Source organism: Pseudopedobacter sp. (genome assembly GCF_040392825.1).
Taxonomy (GTDB): domain Bacteria; phylum Bacteroidota; class Bacteroidia; order Sphingobacteriales; family Sphingobacteriaceae; genus Pseudopedobacter.
This window is the reverse complement of sequence record NZ_JBEBVH010000053.1, coordinates 1-18,194: the sequence shown is the minus strand read 5'-3', so window position 1 is coordinate 18,194 and position 18,194 is coordinate 1. Positions and strand designations below refer to the sequence as shown.

At 34.7% G+C, this 18,194-nt stretch carries 17 protein-coding genes; 12 read left to right on the top strand and 5 right to left on the bottom strand.

What is annotated here, in order from left to right:
- The 3 genes from ABWO41_RS05715 to ABWO41_RS05705 form a co-directional block, all read left to right on the top strand.
- Positions 1–824, top strand: an 824-nt coding sequence (locus ABWO41_RS05715) for a phosphoethanolamine transferase (protein ID WP_353134796.1), incomplete at its 5' end; no start/stop codon positions are given.
- A gap of 215 nt (positions 825–1,039) precedes the next feature.
- A complete protein-coding gene (gene uvrB, locus ABWO41_RS05710) occupies positions 1,040–3,070 on the top strand; it encodes an excinuclease ABC subunit UvrB (RefSeq protein WP_353134793.1) in 2,031 nt (676 codons plus the stop codon).
- 191 nt (positions 3,071–3,261) lie between these two features.
- Positions 3,262–3,570, top strand: coding sequence for a DUF4834 family protein (locus ABWO41_RS05705; protein WP_353134790.1), 309 nt, complete (start codon positions 3,262–3,264; stop codon positions 3,568–3,570).
- A 78-nt stretch (positions 3,571–3,648) separates the two neighbouring features.
- On the opposite strand, the gene ABWO41_RS05700 is transcribed toward ABWO41_RS05705, so the two are convergent.
- Genes ABWO41_RS05700 through ABWO41_RS05685 form a run of 4 tightly spaced genes read right to left on the bottom strand, consistent with a single transcriptional unit; the run spans position 3,649 to position 6,553 of the window.
- Positions 3,649–4,083 (bottom strand): PepSY-like domain-containing protein, encoded by a 435-nt coding sequence (locus tag ABWO41_RS05700; protein WP_353134787.1) that lies wholly within the window; start codon positions 4,081–4,083, stop codon positions 3,649–3,651.
- Between the two features lie 16 nt (positions 4,084–4,099).
- Entirely contained in the window at positions 4,100–4,543 is a 444-nt protein-coding gene (locus tag ABWO41_RS05695; protein ID WP_353134784.1) for a PepSY-like domain-containing protein, read from the bottom strand.
- Positions 4,544–4,598: 55 nt separating this feature from the next.
- Positions 4,599–5,882: a sensor histidine kinase gene (locus tag ABWO41_RS05690; protein WP_353134781.1), complete on the bottom strand. Its 1,284-nt coding sequence runs from the start codon at positions 5,880–5,882 to the stop codon at positions 4,599–4,601.
- Positions 5,882–6,553 (bottom strand): response regulator transcription factor, encoded by a 672-nt coding sequence (locus tag ABWO41_RS05685; protein ID WP_353134778.1) that lies wholly within the window; start codon positions 6,551–6,553, stop codon positions 5,882–5,884. Before ABWO41_RS05685 ends, ABWO41_RS05690 begins: the two co-directional genes overlap by 1 nt.
- 169 nt (positions 6,554–6,722) lie before the next feature.
- Between ABWO41_RS05685 and ABWO41_RS05680 the strand changes: the two genes are divergently transcribed.
- Complete coding sequence (locus ABWO41_RS05680; protein ID WP_353134775.1) at positions 6,723–9,212, top strand: hypothetical protein; 2,490 nt, start codon at positions 6,723–6,725, stop codon at positions 9,210–9,212.
- A 51-nt stretch (positions 9,213–9,263) separates the two neighbouring features.
- Here the strand turns inward: ABWO41_RS05680 and ABWO41_RS05675 are convergent, their stop codons facing one another.
- The gene (locus ABWO41_RS05675; RefSeq protein ID WP_353134772.1) at positions 9,264–10,025 is read right to left on the bottom strand and encodes a glycosyltransferase family 2 protein; all 762 of its coding nucleotides are present in this window, start codon (positions 10,023–10,025) and stop codon (positions 9,264–9,266) included.
- A 70-nt stretch (positions 10,026–10,095) separates the two neighbouring features.
- On the opposite strand from ABWO41_RS05675, the gene ABWO41_RS05670 reads away from it, so the two are divergent.
- The 8 genes from ABWO41_RS05670 (at position 10,096) to ABWO41_RS05635 (ending at position 18,043) form a co-directional block, all read left to right on the top strand.
- Positions 10,096–10,971, top strand: a complete 876-nt coding sequence (locus ABWO41_RS05670) for a 6-hydroxymethylpterin diphosphokinase MptE-like protein (RefSeq protein ID WP_353134769.1) — start codon at positions 10,096–10,098, stop codon at positions 10,969–10,971.
- 104 nt (positions 10,972–11,075) lie between these two features.
- A complete protein-coding gene (locus ABWO41_RS05665; protein ID WP_353134766.1) occupies positions 11,076–11,657 on the top strand; it encodes a CatB-related O-acetyltransferase in 582 nt (193 codons plus the stop codon).
- A gap of 4 nt (positions 11,658–11,661) precedes the next feature.
- Positions 11,662–12,678: a UDP-N-acetylglucosamine 4,6-dehydratase (inverting) gene (gene pseB / locus ABWO41_RS05660; RefSeq protein ID WP_353134763.1), complete on the top strand. Its 1,017-nt coding sequence runs from the start codon at positions 11,662–11,664 to the stop codon at positions 12,676–12,678.
- 4 nt (positions 12,679–12,682) lie between these two features.
- A complete protein-coding gene (gene pseC, locus ABWO41_RS05655) occupies positions 12,683–13,867 on the top strand; it encodes a UDP-4-amino-4,6-dideoxy-N-acetyl-beta-L-altrosamine transaminase (RefSeq protein ID WP_353134760.1) in 1,185 nt (394 codons plus the stop codon).
- Positions 13,854–14,552, top strand: coding sequence for a pseudaminic acid cytidylyltransferase (gene pseF / locus ABWO41_RS05650; protein ID WP_353134757.1), 699 nt, complete (start codon positions 13,854–13,856; stop codon positions 14,550–14,552). The genes pseC and pseF overlap by 14 nt, the downstream gene beginning before the upstream one ends.
- Positions 14,527–15,528, top strand: coding sequence for a GNAT family N-acetyltransferase (locus ABWO41_RS05645; RefSeq protein ID WP_353134754.1), 1,002 nt, complete (start codon positions 14,527–14,529; stop codon positions 15,526–15,528). The genes pseF and ABWO41_RS05645 overlap by 26 nt, the downstream gene beginning before the upstream one ends.
- Complete coding sequence (gene pseI / locus ABWO41_RS05640) at positions 15,525–16,562, top strand: pseudaminic acid synthase (RefSeq protein ID WP_353134751.1); 1,038 nt, start codon at positions 15,525–15,527, stop codon at positions 16,560–16,562. The genes ABWO41_RS05645 and pseI overlap by 4 nt, the downstream gene beginning before the upstream one ends.
- Complete coding sequence (locus ABWO41_RS05635) at positions 16,562–18,043, top strand: lipopolysaccharide biosynthesis protein (protein ID WP_353134748.1); 1,482 nt, start codon at positions 16,562–16,564, stop codon at positions 18,041–18,043. The genes pseI and ABWO41_RS05635 overlap by 1 nt, the downstream gene beginning before the upstream one ends.
- Positions 18,044–18,194: the final 151 nt, after the last annotated feature.

The window sequence follows — 18,194 nt, the reverse complement described above, 5'->3', positions numbered from 1 at the left end:
AGATCATTACAAGAGCAACTCCGGATAACCTAAATTTACAATTTAAAGAAAAAACTATTCTAGATGCATTTCAAGAAGCAGGTTTCTATACAGCTTGGATTAGCAACCAAAATGCTCAACAGCCAATTATTAAACGGCTAAAAGAAGTTGCAGACTATTCTTATTTTTCAAAGTCTGAAATTGACAACAATAGTCCATACGATACAGATCTAATTCCTAATATTAAACAAGCATTACAGAATAGAAGTAAAAGAAAATTCATTATTATTCATACACTAGGTAGCCATTTCAGATACTCGAAACGATACCCGAAGTCTTTTGAAAAATTCACACCTGCCATTGCCAAAACAGGTTATGAGAATTTTGATATTAGTAATAAAACAAAATTTATAAACGCTTATGATAATAGTATTCTCTTTACCGATTTTTTCCTTCATTCTTTAATAAAGGAGTTGGAAAAAATTAATGTAATAAGTACGTTAATGTACATTTCTGATCATGGAGAAAACTTATTTGATGATAAAAACGAACTTATACTTCACGGAACAGAAAGTCCTACGAAACATGAATATCATATACCTTTATTTATGTGGTTCTCAAAAGGGTATCAAGAAAAAAACACAGAAAAAGTTAATAACCTAATCAATAACAAAGACAAGAAAGCAACCTCAAATTCAACTTTTTACACCCTATTAGATATAGCCAACATTAGATACAACAGCTATGAAAAAGAAATTCATAAAAGTCTCTCGAATATAAACTACAGAGAACCAATTGAACGTAAGCTAATTAATACGTCAAAAAAAGTTATTGTAACGAAGTAAAAACCTAAATTTTATGTCACATCACTTATTTGCTTATTAAGCCTCATAACTCAATTCAAAACATTCAAACAACCACAAAAGTTAGTTGTTATACTTCTCTAAGTTAGAGATCGTATTTGAGAAATATAAAAAGATTGTCCACCGTGGCAAGTCCCTTTATATTTTCAACGTTTCGCTGACACCGGCGAAATGCCATAAACAGTATCTTTGTATTAATGAAATTTAAACTGTCTTCTATATACAAACCAACCGGAGACCAGCCTGGTGCTATTAAACAGTTGGTTGAAGGTGTAAATAATGGTGAACATTACCAAACATTATTAGGAGTAACAGGCTCGGGGAAAACTTTTACCGTGGCCAATGTTATTGAACAAACTCAAAAGCCGACACTCATATTAAGCCATAATAAAACGCTGGCGGCACAGTTGTATGGTGAATTTAAACAGTTTTTCCCTGAAAATGCCGTCAATTATTTCGTATCTTATTACGATTATTATCAGCCAGAGGCTTTTTTGCCTACCACCAATACCTATATTGAGAAAGATTTGCAAATCAATGATGAAATTGAAAAACTTCGCTTGAGAACAACTTCGGCTCTTATGTCCGGCCGTCGCGATGTTATCGTCGTATCTTCAATATCCTGTATCTATGGTATGGGAAATCCAGAAGACTTTTCCAATTCAGTTTTTAGGTTTGGTGTCGGAACCAGAATAAGCAGAAACGCTTTTCTTCATAGATTAGTTGAAATTCTATATTCAAGAACTACTGCCGAATTTAAACGCGGAACTTTCAGAGTAAAGGGAGATACTGTAGATATCTATCCCGCATATCTGGACTTTGCTTATCGGGTTTCTTTCTTTGGAGACGATATTGAAGAAATTGCAGCTATAGATCCTTTAACAGGAAAAAGCATAGAAAAAACACAGGCCATTACTATTTTCCCGGCTAATTTATTCGTTACACCAAAAGAAAAATTCGTTAGTGTATTGCATGAAATTGGGGAAGACATGGAGGCCCGTAAAAAACAGTTCGAAACCGATGGTCGATTTTTAGAAGCAAAAAGATTAGAAGAACGCACAAATTACGATATGGAAATGATGCGTGAATTGGGTTATTGTTCCGGAATTGAAAACTACTCCAGATATTTTGATGGAAGACGCCCCGGTATGCGTCCTTTCTGTCTCTTAGATTATTTCCCCGACGACTATTTAATGGTTATTGACGAGAGCCATGTAACTGTTCCACAAATCAGGGCGATGTATGGCGGCGACAGATCCAGAAAACTTTCTTTAGTTGAATATGGTTTTAGGCTACCAGCAGCCCTAGACAATCGCCCGTTAAACTTCCAGGAATTCGAAAATTTAGCTCCCCAAACTATTTATGTAAGTGCCACTCCTGGAGATTACGAATTACAACAGACAGAAGGTGTCTTCATAGAACAAGTCATTCGTCCAACCGGTCTTCTCGATCCGGTTATAGAAGTAAGGCCTGTAATTAATCAGGTAGATGATCTGCTAGATGAAATCGATAAAACGATCAAGCTGGGAGACAGAGTTTTGGTAACTACACTTACCAAAAGAATGGCAGAAGAGCTGGCAAAGTACATGGATAGGCTGAATATTAAAGTCCGATATATTCACTCCGAAATTAAAACACTGGAACGGGTAGAGATTTTAAGAGGATTGAGGTTGGGTGAATTTGATGTTTTAATTGGAATTAACTTATTAAGAGAAGGTTTAGATTTACCTGAGGTTTCTTTAGTAGCTATTTTAGATGCCGATAAAGAAGGATTTCTAAGATCTGAACGTTCGTTGATACAGACAATAGGAAGAGCTGCAAGGAATGACCGAGGAAGAGTTATTATGTATGCAGACTCCATTACCGATTCTATGCGTGTTACTATTGACGAAACAAACAGACGCCGGGAGAAACAGATTAAATACAACGAAGAGCATGGTATAATACCTAAAACTGTAGGTAAATCTAAAGAAGCCATTATTGAGCAAACTTCCGTTGTAGACTTCAAGGGAGGGATACAGCAAGCATACATAGACAATAGTGAGCCAACTATTGCAGCAGACCCTGTAGTTCAATATATGACCAAAGCACAATTGAAAAAATCTATAGAAAACACGAAGAAAGAAATGTTGACTGCATCTAAAAACCTGGATTTCTTATTGGCGGCAAAGCTCAGAGATGAAATGTATGCGCTTGAAAAAATGATGGAAGAAAAATTTGGGTCTTAGTTTAAGAGAACTGATATCTGGCCTAAAGAATTAGGTAACCTGATAAAGGCAAAAAATTACGGGTATTCGATTAATGTAACTAATGACTTGTAAGCCAATAAGCTCAATGGATAATACCCTATAATATAAACAAAGTGTAACATTACGTTAGTATTACATTCTAATTAATGTGAAAAATTTATATTTGTGATATGGGTGGATTATTAAAATTTTTACTAATAGCTATTTGCATTCTATATATAATAAGAGTGCTGGCTAGAATATTTTTACCATTCTTATTTAAAAAAGCGGTAAATAAGATGCAGGAGAAAATGAATCAGCAATATGGTGAAAATGGCGGTGGCTTCCAATATAGAGAATATCATTTCGGAGGGAATACAAGAAATGCAAATCCTAAGCCAGAGGGAAAAATTTCTGTTGACTATGTTCCTCCTATTCCCCAAAAAGGACCAAATTTAGATAAAGGCGGAGAGTTCGTAGATTTTGAAGAGGTAAAATAGCACAAAAGAGCTTACCCTATATTTTTATTTAAGGTTTCTTTGGCATACCAAAGAAACCTTTTTTATTGGCCCGCGATATTAAGGCTCTAAACGGAGGAAGTTCCCTTCCAGATCAAATATCAGATCTACACCATTCTGAACCAGATCAACATCGTAACCATTTATAGTTTTCTCAATCCCATTGAAATTATCATCAGGGAAATTTTCAGTAACATAATCTACGATTTTAGGGTTGATAAAACCTGTAGGAATAGTTATACCGTTTTCACCATCAACCTCTCTCCATTCTCCATTGGGGTTAAAATCTACTTCCACTTTACTTGCCAGATTTACAGAATAATTTACTCCGTCTTTTTCAATATTGGTAATATCAATTCCATTAAAATATGCCGTTAAAAATGCTTTTGAAGCAGCAGGTAATTTTCCATGCGCAACAATCTTCTCGCCGTCATCACAAGAGATTATTGAAAAAGCCAAAAACACTAATATTGCAGTTCCAAAAATTGTTTTCATCTTAAATAGTTTTTTGTTAATCATCAATTCTTATAAATTCACCCTTTCTGTTAAATTCTAATTCCAATCCGTTAGAGATTTCTACTTCATATTTATTCGTGGACTTTTTAATCTCTTTAACAAATGTATTTGGAAAGCTCTTCTTTACATGGCTTAGGATGCTACCCGGAACAATTTTAACCGGCATTGATTTTGTATGAGCATCCACTTTCTCCCATTCACCATTAGAATCAAATTCAATCTTACTTCCATCATTTAAAATGACAGTGTATTCCTTTTGCACCAAATACTCTGTTTCCTCTGTAACAGTTAGGATATCTGCCTGAGAAAAAAAGGTTTTAATAAATTTCTGAGCCTTTGAAGGTAGTTGGTTAAATGTTATCACCTTGTCATTTGCAATAGCCGAATTTGCTGTAAAGACTATCAATACAGCTGTTAGAAATTTTGATAACTTATTCATTTTAAACTTTACTTATTTTCACTAAGTCAAAGCTCCACAACGAATTGGGAAAAATTTAGGAAAAACATCTTTCCAATAAAAAAATATGTTTTTTATTTTCAAAGTAGTACTGAATTGATAAATGAGAATAGGAATCAACAATTGATTTAACAATAGCTAATCCCAAACCATTAGACTTACTGTCCTGCTGTTCCTTATGAAATCTCTGAAAGATAAGTGATTGCTCCAGAGGTCTATTTTCTCCGGTATTTTTAATTGACAAAGACTTTTCTGATAGGTGTATACTAATACTGCCTCCTTTAAAATTGTACCTTATGGCATTTCGCAATAAATTTGATAACAATACAGTTACCAGATCTTTATTCATTTCAATCTCAAATACGCCTTCTTCTTTTAGCAAGCATTGTATTTCTTTAAATTTTATCAGATCATTAAAATCGTCAAGGAGTTGTTTGAGGACATCGTTAAAACTAACAAGTTCTACATCTTTATATTGTTTATTTTCAATTCTGGATAACATCAATAGAGCCTTATTTAAATTCACCAATCTCATGAGTGAGGATTTTGAGTCATTTAGTTGCACTAACTGATTTTCAGTCAATCCATCCTCCTCCATCAATAGTTCCAGCTTATTTATAGTAATCGCTAAAGGTGTCTGTAATTCATGCGATGCGTTTTCAATGAATAACTTTTGTTCATTAAAAATTTCTTCATTACGTTGCCACATCTGCCCAATTTCATTATATAGCTTGTTAAATTCGATAACATTGGTTTTTAGAGGTCTGAGATTTTCCTTTTTACCAAAACGATAGTGATTTAGATTTTCTAAAATAATCTTAAAAGGCTTCCATGCTCTTCGCAATACAAATTCATTGATTATATATAAGCTAAGTAATAGGACAATGTACAATACAATTAAAGCAGTAGTTAAATCATAAATAAGATCGTCCTCTTCAACTGTTGATGTACGTATTTCCAAATGATAAGGCTTTTCATCTGGTCCATAGAACCCTGTTTTGAGTACTCTATATGGTTCTTCCTCCTCGTCATATGGCATGTAAAAAAACGTGTTGTAGAATTTATTTGTTTCCGAAAACTGAGCTGTTTTTGCCTGGATTATTCTAAATTGGTTAACACCAAATTCACCGGTTTTCAGTATTTCCGAATGTTTATATACCTCCCGTAATATTTCTATTTTTTGATTCTTCAATCCATCGTCAACATTATCATAAACTTCATCTAAAATATAAGCGTAAAACACCAAAGCCCAAATGGCTATGATAACCAGAAATGCTATAGTTAAATAGCGCAACGTATAGTTTTTCAACGATATATTCATCACATCAGCTTATATCCAACTCCATAGACAGCTTGAAAATCAATTTCTGACTGATGCTCTTTTAGCTTTTTTCGTAGATTTTTTATCTGAGAATATATAAAATCGAGGCTATCCGCCTGATCCACATAATCTCCCCAAATCGCTTCAGCCAAAGAGGTTTTATGGATCAATTTTTCTGGGCGAATCATGAAATAATAAAGTAAATCATATTCCTTTCTATTTACCTGAACCTCATTATGCCCAATCATTACACGTCTATCATCCGGATAGACACTTACATTTTTAAATTGAATAATATGTTCGCCGTGGTGGTTTTTCCTGCGAATTACTGTTTTAACCCTGGCCAAAAGTTCTGCCAAATGAAATGGTTTTGACAAATAATCATCGGCTCCAAGTTCTAATCCCTGTACTTTATCTTCCACAGAATCTCTGGCAGAAATAACAATTACAGAATCATCTTTACCCATATTTCTTAACTCTGCCAGCAACTGCATTCCTGAACCTCCCGGAAGCATAATGTCGAGCAGAATACAATCATAATTATAGCTTGATATTTTTTCTATCCCGCTATGATAGTCCTGAGCCGTCTCTACCAAAAACATTTCTTTTTCCAGAAAAGATTGGATCACCGACATCAAGTCGTACTCGTCTTCTATGATTAGAATTTTCATGGCTATACTAAGCTACAATTTTACAGTAAGAACCTGGAAAGATTTAGGAAAATGAGTAGGCCGTCAACAGATATCTGCAAGCCCTAAAGAGAAACCTTTTATTTGTTTAGTATTAAAAGCAGATATATCACCTATTTTTCTATTTTTGATGTTCAATTATTAAGAACAGATGAATAACTGGTTTAAAAGAAACGGCATACATATAGCCATTATACTTTTCTTCGTAGCACTTTGCTTTGTATATTTTACGCCTGCTTTTCAGGGAAAAATTTTAGTACAACATGATGTTTCTCAGGCGCAAGCTATGCAGAAAGAAATTATGACTTTTAAGGAAAAAGATGGAAAAGCGCCTTTGTGGACCAATGCCATGTTTGGAGGAATGCCTTCATATCAGATTTGGGCTACTTATCCTAAGAATATAACTACTTACATTCTTTCGGGGTTTAGAGCCCTTTTCCCTAACCCTGTAGATATGGTGATGCTATATTTGCTTGGATCTTATTTCTTCTTCAATATTTTACTATCAAAATTAAAAAGCTTAAGTAGATTCTCAGTAATTGCTTTATCTGTAATCGGAGCTTTAGCCTTTGCTTTCTCCTCTTACAATTTTATTATTTTGGAAGCTGGACATGGAAATAAGGCCTTGGCTATTGGATTTTTTGCTCCAATATTAGCTGGAGTACTTTTGGCTTTTAGAGGTAATGTATGGCTTGGAACCGGCATTACAGCTTTAGCACTTTCATTAGCTATTAGGGCCAACCATATTCAAATGACTTATTATTTGGCTCTTGCTCTTTTGCTGTTAGTAATTATTGAATTTTATGCTGCATATAAGAATAAAACTTTGCCCTCTTTTGGTAAAGCTATTGGATTTTTATCCGTAGCTGTGCTTATTGCTGTTACCGTTAATGCAAGTATGTTGTGGACAACTTACGAATATGGACAATTATCTATCAGAGGTAAATCTAATCTTAAATCAGAAAGTAACGAAGCGTCGGCTAATGGTTTAGACAAAGAATACGCTTACCAATGGAGCCAGGGAGTTGGGGAAAGCATTACATTTTTAATTCCCAATGCCTATGGCGGGGCTTCTACTCCAAGCCTCACAGGTGACTCTCATGTGGCAAAATCTTTAATTTCCAGAGGGATTGACGCTAATCAGGCGGCCGGTTTTGCTCAACAAATGCCTACATATTGGGGACCAAAACCTTTTACTTCTGGGCCTTGGTATTTTGGAGCCATTGTATTTTTCCTTTTTATTTATGGATTATTCATTGTAAAATCAAAACTGAAATGGTGGTTACTTACTGCAACCATTTTAAGCCTCTTATTATCTTTTGGAAAACATTTCGATTTAATTTCGAACTTATTTTTTGATTTCTTCCCTCTTTACAATAAGTTTAGAGCAGTAGAATCAATATTAGTCATAGCATCCCTCTGCTTTCCTATTTTAGCTATAATGGCTATTGCAGAAACACTAAAACCAGAAAATGACAAACAATGGTTACTCAAAAAACTTAAAGTTTCTGGATACATAGTTGGCGGAGTTTTAATTATTCTATGGCTGGCACCTTCGTTGTTATTCAATTTTAGAGCAGATAATCATCAAGACTTTATTAACCAGTTAAATCAGGTGACCGGAGATGGAGGCTTTGCAAACGCTATTGCTCAGGCTCTAATAGAAGACAGAACAGCTATGTTCAAAGCGGATGCTTTACGTTCTCTGGGTTTTGTGATTGCCGGATTCGCTATGTTATGGTTACTGATTTCGAAGAAATTAAATGCGAACGTAATTGTTATTGCCTTAGGTGTTTTCATTTTAACAGATTTATGGACGATAGATAAACGATACTTAAATAACGAAAAGTTTGTAACCAAGGCTGTTATGAGTCAGCAATGGAAAACCAGAGAAGTAGACGATTTTATCATGAGAGATAAAGATCCTGATTTTAGAGTTTTGGATCTGACCATTCCGACCTTTAGTAGCGCTAATGCCACGTATTTTCACAAAACAGTTGGTGGTTATCATGCGGCAAAACTAAAAAGATTCCAGGAGGTTATAGAAAAGCAATTTTCCGGAAGTCTTAATCAGGACGTACTGGATATGTTGAATACGAAATATTTTATTACATCCGGGCAAGATGGTCAAAATGTTTCTATGAAAATTAACCAGACAGCCTGTGGACACGCCTGGTTTGTAGATAATATACAGTTTGTAAAGGACAATGATGAAGAGATGACTGCCATCAGTTCCTTCGATCCTAAGAAAGAAGCCATTGTAAATGATGAATTTAAAAAAGGTCTTGATTTAAGTCGTTTGGGTACCGGATCGAACGGTAAAATAGAACTTGTTAATTACCATCCGGACAATTTGAAATATGAATATTCTATTGGTAAAAAAGCAATTGCTGTATTCTCGGAGATTTGGTATCCAAAAGGTTGGAAAATGTATATAGATGGCGAAGAACAGCCATACATAAGAGCAAATTATATTCTCCGGGCAGCTGAATTACCTGCGGGAAATCACACTGTTGAGTGGAAATTCGAACCAAAATCATATTATTTTGGAGAAAATATTTCTTTAATTGGTTCAGTATTATTATCTTTAATTCTTGCTTTTGCAATTTTTAGACGGAATTTGCAAAAACAGAAAGCTTAAACCGACCAAAAAACCTAAATCCCGGCTTCTCAAAAGCTGGGATTATTTTTTTTAGTCATTTGTTCTCCGGTACTTCAACCAATAAAACCCTAAATTGAAAGCGATAATTAAATGATTAAATAAGTTTGGTAAAAAGCCATAGTACTTCCTTAAAATACGGTATCTTTCCTTTAGACTTTGCAGATGTTTCTTTTTAGACATCCCCCCTACCAAATATTTAGCCACGTAAGTATTTGCATTTATAATTTTATTAGATTTTTTAGCAATATTCAGGACCCAATCTATATCGGCACTTAACTGATACCTTTCATGATGATAAGGTTCTGCCAATGATTTTTTTACATATATGGCCTGATGGCAAATACTCATTCCGTATTTAAAACTTTTCCAGGTAAATTTAGCGGGAGCCTGATGTCTTCTTCTACCTAAACTTTCCAAGTTATTGTTAATCATTTCTGTTTCTCCGTAATAAATATCTGCGTCAGCACCTAAAGAAAACAGATGATCGACAGTATTTTTATCAAAGATTTCATCTCCCGAGTTCATAAACAAAAGATAATCTCCTTTAGCCAATTTCATAGCCTTATTCATAGCGTCATAAATCCCCTTATCTGGTTCAGATACTATTTTAGAAATTTGCTTGTCGTAACGCCTGATTATCTCTAATGTTTTGTCATTAGAGACTCCATCTATCACAATATATTCTATATGAGGATAAGTCTGATTTACAACCGACCTAATAGTTCGCTCGATGTTTTTTTCGTCATTATAAACAACTGTAATTACAGACAATACGGGACAATTCTTTAACATGAACCTTTATTTATTAAATACGATTCAAACTTAAAAAAATAGTGGCTTTTATTTGATAAATTTGCAAGACATGAAACGACTAGAGCACATATATAATTCCGTTGGAAATTTATTAACCAATGCTATTAGTTCAACTGCATCTATCGTTAAAATACTCATTCAGTCTGATTTAGAAGTTAAAAGGCACCTCACAAAAGGAATAAAAGAATGTGTAATTCTTGGTAATGGCCCGTCATTGGCTCATTCACTCATTGAATATGCGTCCGTTCTTAATAAATATCAATTAATCGCAGTCAATAGCTTTGCCTTAACCAAAGAATATAAAGCATTAAAACCTTCCTATTATGTGATGCATGATCCTGGCTTATGGACTTCTGAAAATGATTTATCGAACAGAATCTTCGATGCTATAAAGTTGACAACAGATTGGCCAATTATAGTTTATTTACCGGCTCAGGCTAAAAGACACAAAACTACAGAAAAATTAGTATCAGAAAACGTTTATATACACTTTTATAACTATACAGTTTTTAAAGGTTTCCAAAATATTGGGCATTATTTTTTCAAAAAGAATTTAGCTATGCCCCAAAGTCAGAATGTGCTGGTTGCCTGCTTATTCCTTACTATTAATATGGGTTTTAAGGATATCTATATACTTGGTGCAGATCATACCTGGCATGAAAATATTAGTGTAAATGCAGATAATATACTTTGTGTGAAAGATGTGCATTATTACGATCAAGAAGTAGATATTAAACTTAGACCTTTTAAAAAAGGACTTCATTTGGAAGAAACTTTCAAGGTTTCGGAAATCTTTGAAGCTTGGGCCAAAGTATTTAAAGGTTATGAAGCTATTTCCAGATATGCAAAAACTAAAAATGCTCATATATATAACGCTAGTAAAGTTTCATTTATCGATGCATTTGAAAGGAGGAAACTGCCTTGATAGATACACTATTAATTAACCCATTTACGCTATGGTTTAGGTGGCTATTTAAAAAACTGGTTTATAAGCTAAAACACCAGGGAAAGAGCCTAAAAATAGAATATATGGTTGAAATTCACAATTGTTCCTTTGGACATTACAATACTATATATAAATACTCACGGGTTAGGAATTCAAGTTTTGGAAATTTCACCTATGTTGCCAGAAATACTCTAATCCAATACACTAAAATTGGAAATTTTTGTTGCATTGGCCCAAACGTTAATATTGGCTTAGGCTCACATCCCAGTTCTATATTTGTATCAAGTCATCCATTGTTTTACTCTACAAAAAAACAGACGGGCGGTTTGTCTATCTTAGACAAAGATTTGTTTAATGAATATACAGAGACTACTATTGGAAATGATGTTTGGATTGGCGCAAACGTAATCGTAAAATCCGGCGTTACTATTGGGGATGGGTCAATCATTGCAGCAGGAGCAGTTGTGACTAAAGATGTGGCCCCCTTTAGCGTGATTGGTGGTGTCCCCGCCAAGCATATAAAACTTAGGTTTTCAGAAGAGCAAATAAATTTTTTGAAGCAATTCAAATGGTGGGAAAAAGATTTATATTGGCTTAAACAAAATAAAGACTTATTTACAAATATAGAACTACTGATGGCCAAACATGCTCATCAGCAACAATAACAATATGCTAGATCTTAATAACAAATCCATTTTAATAACGGGCGGAACAGGTTCTTTGGGCAAACACCTTACTAAAAATATATTAAACAGGTTTCCAAATGTGAAACGCCTGGTTATATATTCCAGAGACGAACAAAAACAATTTGAAATGGCCCAGGAATTTCCAAAATCTAAATATGACGGAATTCGATATTTTATTGGAGACGTTAGGGATTTTGACCGTTTGAAAAGAGCCATGCAGGGCATAGACTATGTTATTCACGCTGCAGCCATGAAGCATGTTCCCATTGCAGAGTACAATCCAGACGAATGTGTAAAAACAAATATCCATGGAGCCCAGAACGTGATAGATGCTTGCCTGGAAACCGGGGTGAGTAACGTAGTGGCTCTATCTACAGACAAAGCCTGCGCTCCTATTAACTTATATGGGGCGACCAAGTTAGCGTCTGATAAATTATTTGTGGCTGCAAATAACATCAGAGGAAGGCAACAAATTAAATTTTCGGTAGTAAGATATGGCAACGTTATGGGGTCTAACGGATCTGTAATACCCTTCTTTATGAAAAAGCGAAAGGAAGGAGTCCTTCCTATCACCGATCCAAATATGACTAGATTTAATATTTCTTTGCAGGGAGGCGTAGACATGGTTTTACATGCTATGGAGACTGCATGGGGCGGTGAGATTTTTGTTCCAAAAATCCCATCATATAAAATCACAGATGTGGCTACGGCAATTGGACCGGAGTGTAAACAAGAAATTATTGGCATCAGGCCCGGAGAAAAAGTACATGAAGAAATGATTACTTCTTCTGACTCATTTACAACTTACGATTTAGGCAAATATTATGTAATACTCCCTCAACTGCCTAACTTTAATTTAGACGAATACACTAGCCATTTTGATGCTAAACTAGTTAAAACTGGTTTCCAATATAATTCCGGAGAAAATACTGAATGGGTAACCGTTGAAGAATTAAGAGCCTTAATTAAAGAGCATCTTTATCCAGATTTTACCGTTTAAAAACATGAAAGCGATACCATACGGAAGACAAAACATTACCGAAGAAGATATACAGGCGGTCGTTGAAACTTTACAGTCTGACTATCTAACGCAGGGTCCTAAAATAGTAGAATTTGAAACCCAATTTGCGAAATATATGGGCGCAGAATATGCTGTCGCAGTCGCAAATGGCACAGCAGCCTTGCATCTGTGTACATTAGCATTAAATGTAAAGCCTGGAGACAAAGTAATCACAACTCCAATTACCTTTGCAGCTTCTGCAAATTGTGTAAAATATTGTGGTGGCGATGTTATGTTTGGCGATATTGACCCGAACACCTATTTATTAGATATTAATTCTGTAAAAAAATTATTAGAAGCATCACCAAAAGGAACTTATAAAGGATTAATTCCGGTAGATTTTGCTGGTAGACCCGTTAACTTGGAGGAGTATAAAAAGCTGGCAGATGAATATAACTTATGGATAATAGAAGATGCCTGTCACGCTCCAGGCGGATATTTTCACGATAGCAATAATGTAAAACAGTTATGCGGAAACGGAGAGTATGCTGATTTAGCCATTTTTTCGTTCCACCCAGTAAAACATATTGCATCCGGTGAAGGAGGGATGATTACGACTAATAACGAAGCTCTTTATAAAAAACTGTTATTGCTAAGAACCCACGGAATTACAAAAAATGATCAACAGTTTTCTAACTCCATTGAATTTGCTGGAGGAATCGATTCATATCCTCTTTGTTACATGGAAATGCAGACTCTTGGATATAACTATCGTATTACAGATTTTCAGGCGGCACTAGGATTAAGCCAGCTAAAAAGAGCAGATAAGGGAATTACAAGAAGAAAAGAAATTGCAAAAAAATATCACGAAGCTTTTGCAAAAAGTCCTTTTGTTAAAAGGCTATCCCAACATGATGAAGGTCATGCCTATCACTTATTTGTCTTAGAGGTTGAAGATAGATTGGGACTTTATAATTTTTTACGTACTAAAAACATATTTGCTCAAATACATTATATACCTTGTCATCTCATGCCTTATTATAGGGATTTGGGTTGGAAAGAGGGCGACTGCCCGTATTCCGAAGATTACTACAAATACTGTATCAGTTTACCCATGTATCCAACGCTTTCTGATCACGAACAGATGTACGTAATTGAGCAAGTAAAAACCTATTATGCATCAAAATAATATATGCATCATACCAGCAAGAGGGGGAAGTAAGCGTATCCTTAGAAAAAACATAAAAGTTTTTTTAGGAAAGCCGATTATTGCATATTCAGTAGATGCTGCACTTCGTTCTGGCCTGTTTGCAGAAGTTATGGTTTCTACCGACGATGAGGAGATAGCTGAAATTGCCACATATTATGGCGCAAAAGTCCCATTTTTACGCTCTCCACACACTTCAGACGATTTTGCAACTACATTGGATGTACTCAGAGAAGTTTACAATCGGTACACTAATCAAAATTACCACTTTAAAAATATATGCTGCATCTATCCTACTGCTCCTTTTGTAAATAGCGAAAAATTAAAATCAGCATATGATTTATTAATCAATGGTCAGTTCGATAGTGTATTGCCTATATTAAGATATTCTTTTCCGATACAGAGATCCTTTATCAAAAAAGACGAGGGAAAAATTGCATATCTGTACGAAGAGTTCAAAAATACTCGTAGTCAGGATTTACAGCCCTCTTTTCACGACGCCGGACAATTTTATTGGTTGAAACCCGAAGTACTTACACTTAACTCCATAATTACAGCAAGATCGGGTGGAATTGAGATAAGCGAGCTTGAAGGCCAGGATATTGACAACGAGAATGATTGGAAACTAGCCGAATTAAAATATGAATTGCTACAAAACGTTAAATAAACAAGAGTTTCAGTACAAGGATTATAGCCTGGTTCCTATAAGATTTGACGACCGTTTTCTTATCATGAAATGGAGAAACGAGCAAATCTATCATTTAAGGCAAAATAGCCCATTAACTAAAGAGCAACAGGATTCTTATTTTAATGAAGTAATCTCACAATTATACAGTGACAATCAACCCGGCCAATTACTATTTTCTTTTTTACATAAAGGTATATGTATTGGCTATGGAGGCTTGGTTCATATAAATTGGGTCGACAAACATGCAGAGATATCCTTTATTATGGACACACAATTGGAGCCTCTTTCTTTCGTTGAATTATGGTGTATATACCTCAAATTGATAGAAGAAGTAGCATTTAACGAGCTTGTTTTTCACAAAATTTTCACTTATGCATACGATTTACGTCCTCAATTATATAAAGCTTTAAATAAATCAAATTTCAAAAAAGAGGCTACTTTAACGGATCATTGTTTTTTTGAAGGTCGGTTTATTGACGTTATTATCCATTCTAAAATCGATTCATTTAAACTTAGAAAAGCTAATCAATCCGATTTGGAAACTACATTTAATTGGGCAAATTCTCCTATTACACGCAGGTACTCATTTCATAAAGAACAAATAAGTAAAGAGTCCCACACTACATGGTTCACTGAAAAGATAAATAATCCGAAAGTGATTTATCTTATCCTAGAAAACGTTATCAATACTCCATTAGGAAGTATTAGATTGGATTTTAACGAAGATACAGCAATAATAAGTTATCTAATATCGCCACTATATCAAGGTAGAGGATTAGGTAATGTTATTGTTTATTTAGCCGAGGAGTATATCAAAAAAAATAAGATCCCTGTCCAAAAACTAATTGGATTTGTATTTAAAGAAAATTTAGCCTCAATAAGAATTTTCGAAAAGCTAAATTATACGAGAAACGACCAAGAGGAACAACTAAAATACGAGAAATTCATACCATGAAAGTAGGCCAATTTGAGATAAACGACGAAAGTCCTGTATTCATAATTGCTGAGTTATCTGCTAATCATAATGGCAGTATTGACACAGCTATTGAAACAATTAGAGCAGTAAAAAGAGCGGGAGCCAATTGTATCAAACTACAAACCTATACTGCGGATACTATAACCATTGATAGTAATAAAGAAGATTTCTTAATAAAGGGAACAATATGGAACGGAAAGAACCTTTACCACCTGTATCAAGATGCCTATACTCCCTGGGAATGGCATAAGGAGCTATTCCGGGTAGCAGAAGAAGAAGGATTAATTTGTTTTTCTTCGCCGTTTGATCCTACTGCTGTTGACTTGTTGGAGTCCTTAAATGCTCCCGCATATAAAATAGCTTCTTTTGAAATAACCGATATTCCCTTAATCGAACTAGTTGCATCAAAACAAAAACCTGTTATCATTTCGACAGGTATTGCTACAGAAGAAGATATCCTGTTGGCATTAGATGCCTGTCACCGCATGGGCAATTTTGAAATTGCTTTGTTAAAATGTACTTCTTCCTATCCTGCCCCAATTGAAGAGGCCAATATGGTAATGATAAAAGATTTCAAAGAGCGATTTAATGTAATATCTGGATTATCCGATCATACCATGGGAAGTACGGTTCCTGTTGTAGCGACTTGCTTTGGGGCAAAAATTATAGAGAAACACTTTATTTTAGACCGCTCTATTGGTGGCCCAGATGCTTCATTTTCGATGAATGAGAAAGAATTCTCGGAAATGGTCAAAGCTGTTCGGGAAGCTGAACTGGCAATTGGAAAAGTGGATTATACGCTAACAGAAAAGCAAATTAAGGGGAAGGACTTTTCCAGATCATTATATATTGTCCAGGACATAAAAGAAGGAGAAATATTTACCGAAAAAAATATAAGGTCTGTCCGCCCCGGATTCGGAATGCATCCCAAGTTCTATAAAGATGTTCTTGGAAAGGAATCAAATAAGAACCTTGAAAAAGGTAAGCGTTTAACGTGGGATGATATTAAATAATGGGTAAAATTGGAACGCAGACCATAAAAGGTACTATTTACTCCTATTTAGGTGTAATAGTCGGTTTTTTTAGCATTACTCTTCTGCGATCACATGGCCTGACTACAGAACAAAATGGTATTTTGGAACTGATCATCTCCTATACCATGATCCTCGTACAGCTAGGCTCCTTAGGTATATTCTCGGCGAGTTCAAGATGTTTTCCTTATTTTAGAGATGCAGAGCATAATCATCATGGATTTCTTTTCCTGTTAAGTGCAATTCCCATTGTAGGAACTCTTTTTTTCTCCATATTATATTTTCTGATACAGTTTATAATTCCGGAAAACAACTATACTTCTTTTTTAAACGAATGGGCTGGCCCTATCTTAATATTGACAGTTGCGAACCTGATATTTAACATTTTTGACACATATAATAGAAACGCCTTTTTTGATGCGGTGACAGGTGCTACTTTGAAAGAATTTCTTTTAAAAGTAAGTACCGCCGTAGCTATGGGTGTGATGTTGTTCTTTGCACTGCCTTTCCATTTATTCTTATCCATTTGGTTGTTTGCTAATGTTATTCCTTCAATCCTTATTTTTTATAAACTCCAGCGGAACAATCATTTAAATTTCAAACCCAGTTTGAAGTTTTTGGATAAAGAAAAGGTCCGCATGTTAACTAGTGTGAGTTTATTTGCTGTCATTTCCGGGTTCACAACCATGATTATCCAATACATAGACAAAATCATGATTGATGGGATGATAAACACTTCGTTGACAGGAATCTATGGGATAACAGCCATTTTTGGCACTGTGGTGATTATGCCATCCCGAGTGATGTATCGCATTGGTAGTATAGTGGTTTCGGAGAAATGGAAATCAAATGATTTGGCTGGCATCGCTTCTGTTTATAAGAAAAGTTGCATTAATCAACTACTTATAGGTTTGCTAATTTTCATAGGAATATGGGCTAATATCGATAATGTTTTCAAAATGCTTCCACAGAATGAAGGCTACGAAGCAGGAAAATATGTTATCTTTTTCATTAGTCTGGGCGGATTGATAGAAATGTCGACTGGGCTAAACGGTGTTCTCCTAGCTACTTCAAAATATTACCGATATGACACTTATTTTTTTATAGCGCTAATTATACTTACCATTTTAGCAAACATTATTTTCATTCCTATTTATGGAATAACAGGAGCGGCCATAGCATCAGCCTTAACAACATTTTTATTCAATCTTTTCCGCTATTTATTTATCTGGCGAAAGTTCAAAATTCAGCCTTTTGGATGGAAAAACTTGCATATTCTTATCATTGGGATTATAATTTTACTCATAATTGGCTTATTACCTGCTTTTGAATGGTTTATAGTGGATATTATTGTAAGATCTGGGCTTATAACGATTTTCTATATTGGATTGGTTTACTGGTTTAATCTTTCTCCGGAAATGAACAATATTATTGATAATATCTTAAAAAAGATAAAAATATAGTTTCAAATTTATTCAACCATTTACATTAGTTTTATGTATAAATTATTTACCACAATATTTCTGATTTTTTTATTTATAAAAGCTTATTCTCAAAATGAGATATTTAATAAGAATATTGGTTGGAAAGAAGGAGCGTTTAGCTCTATTAAAA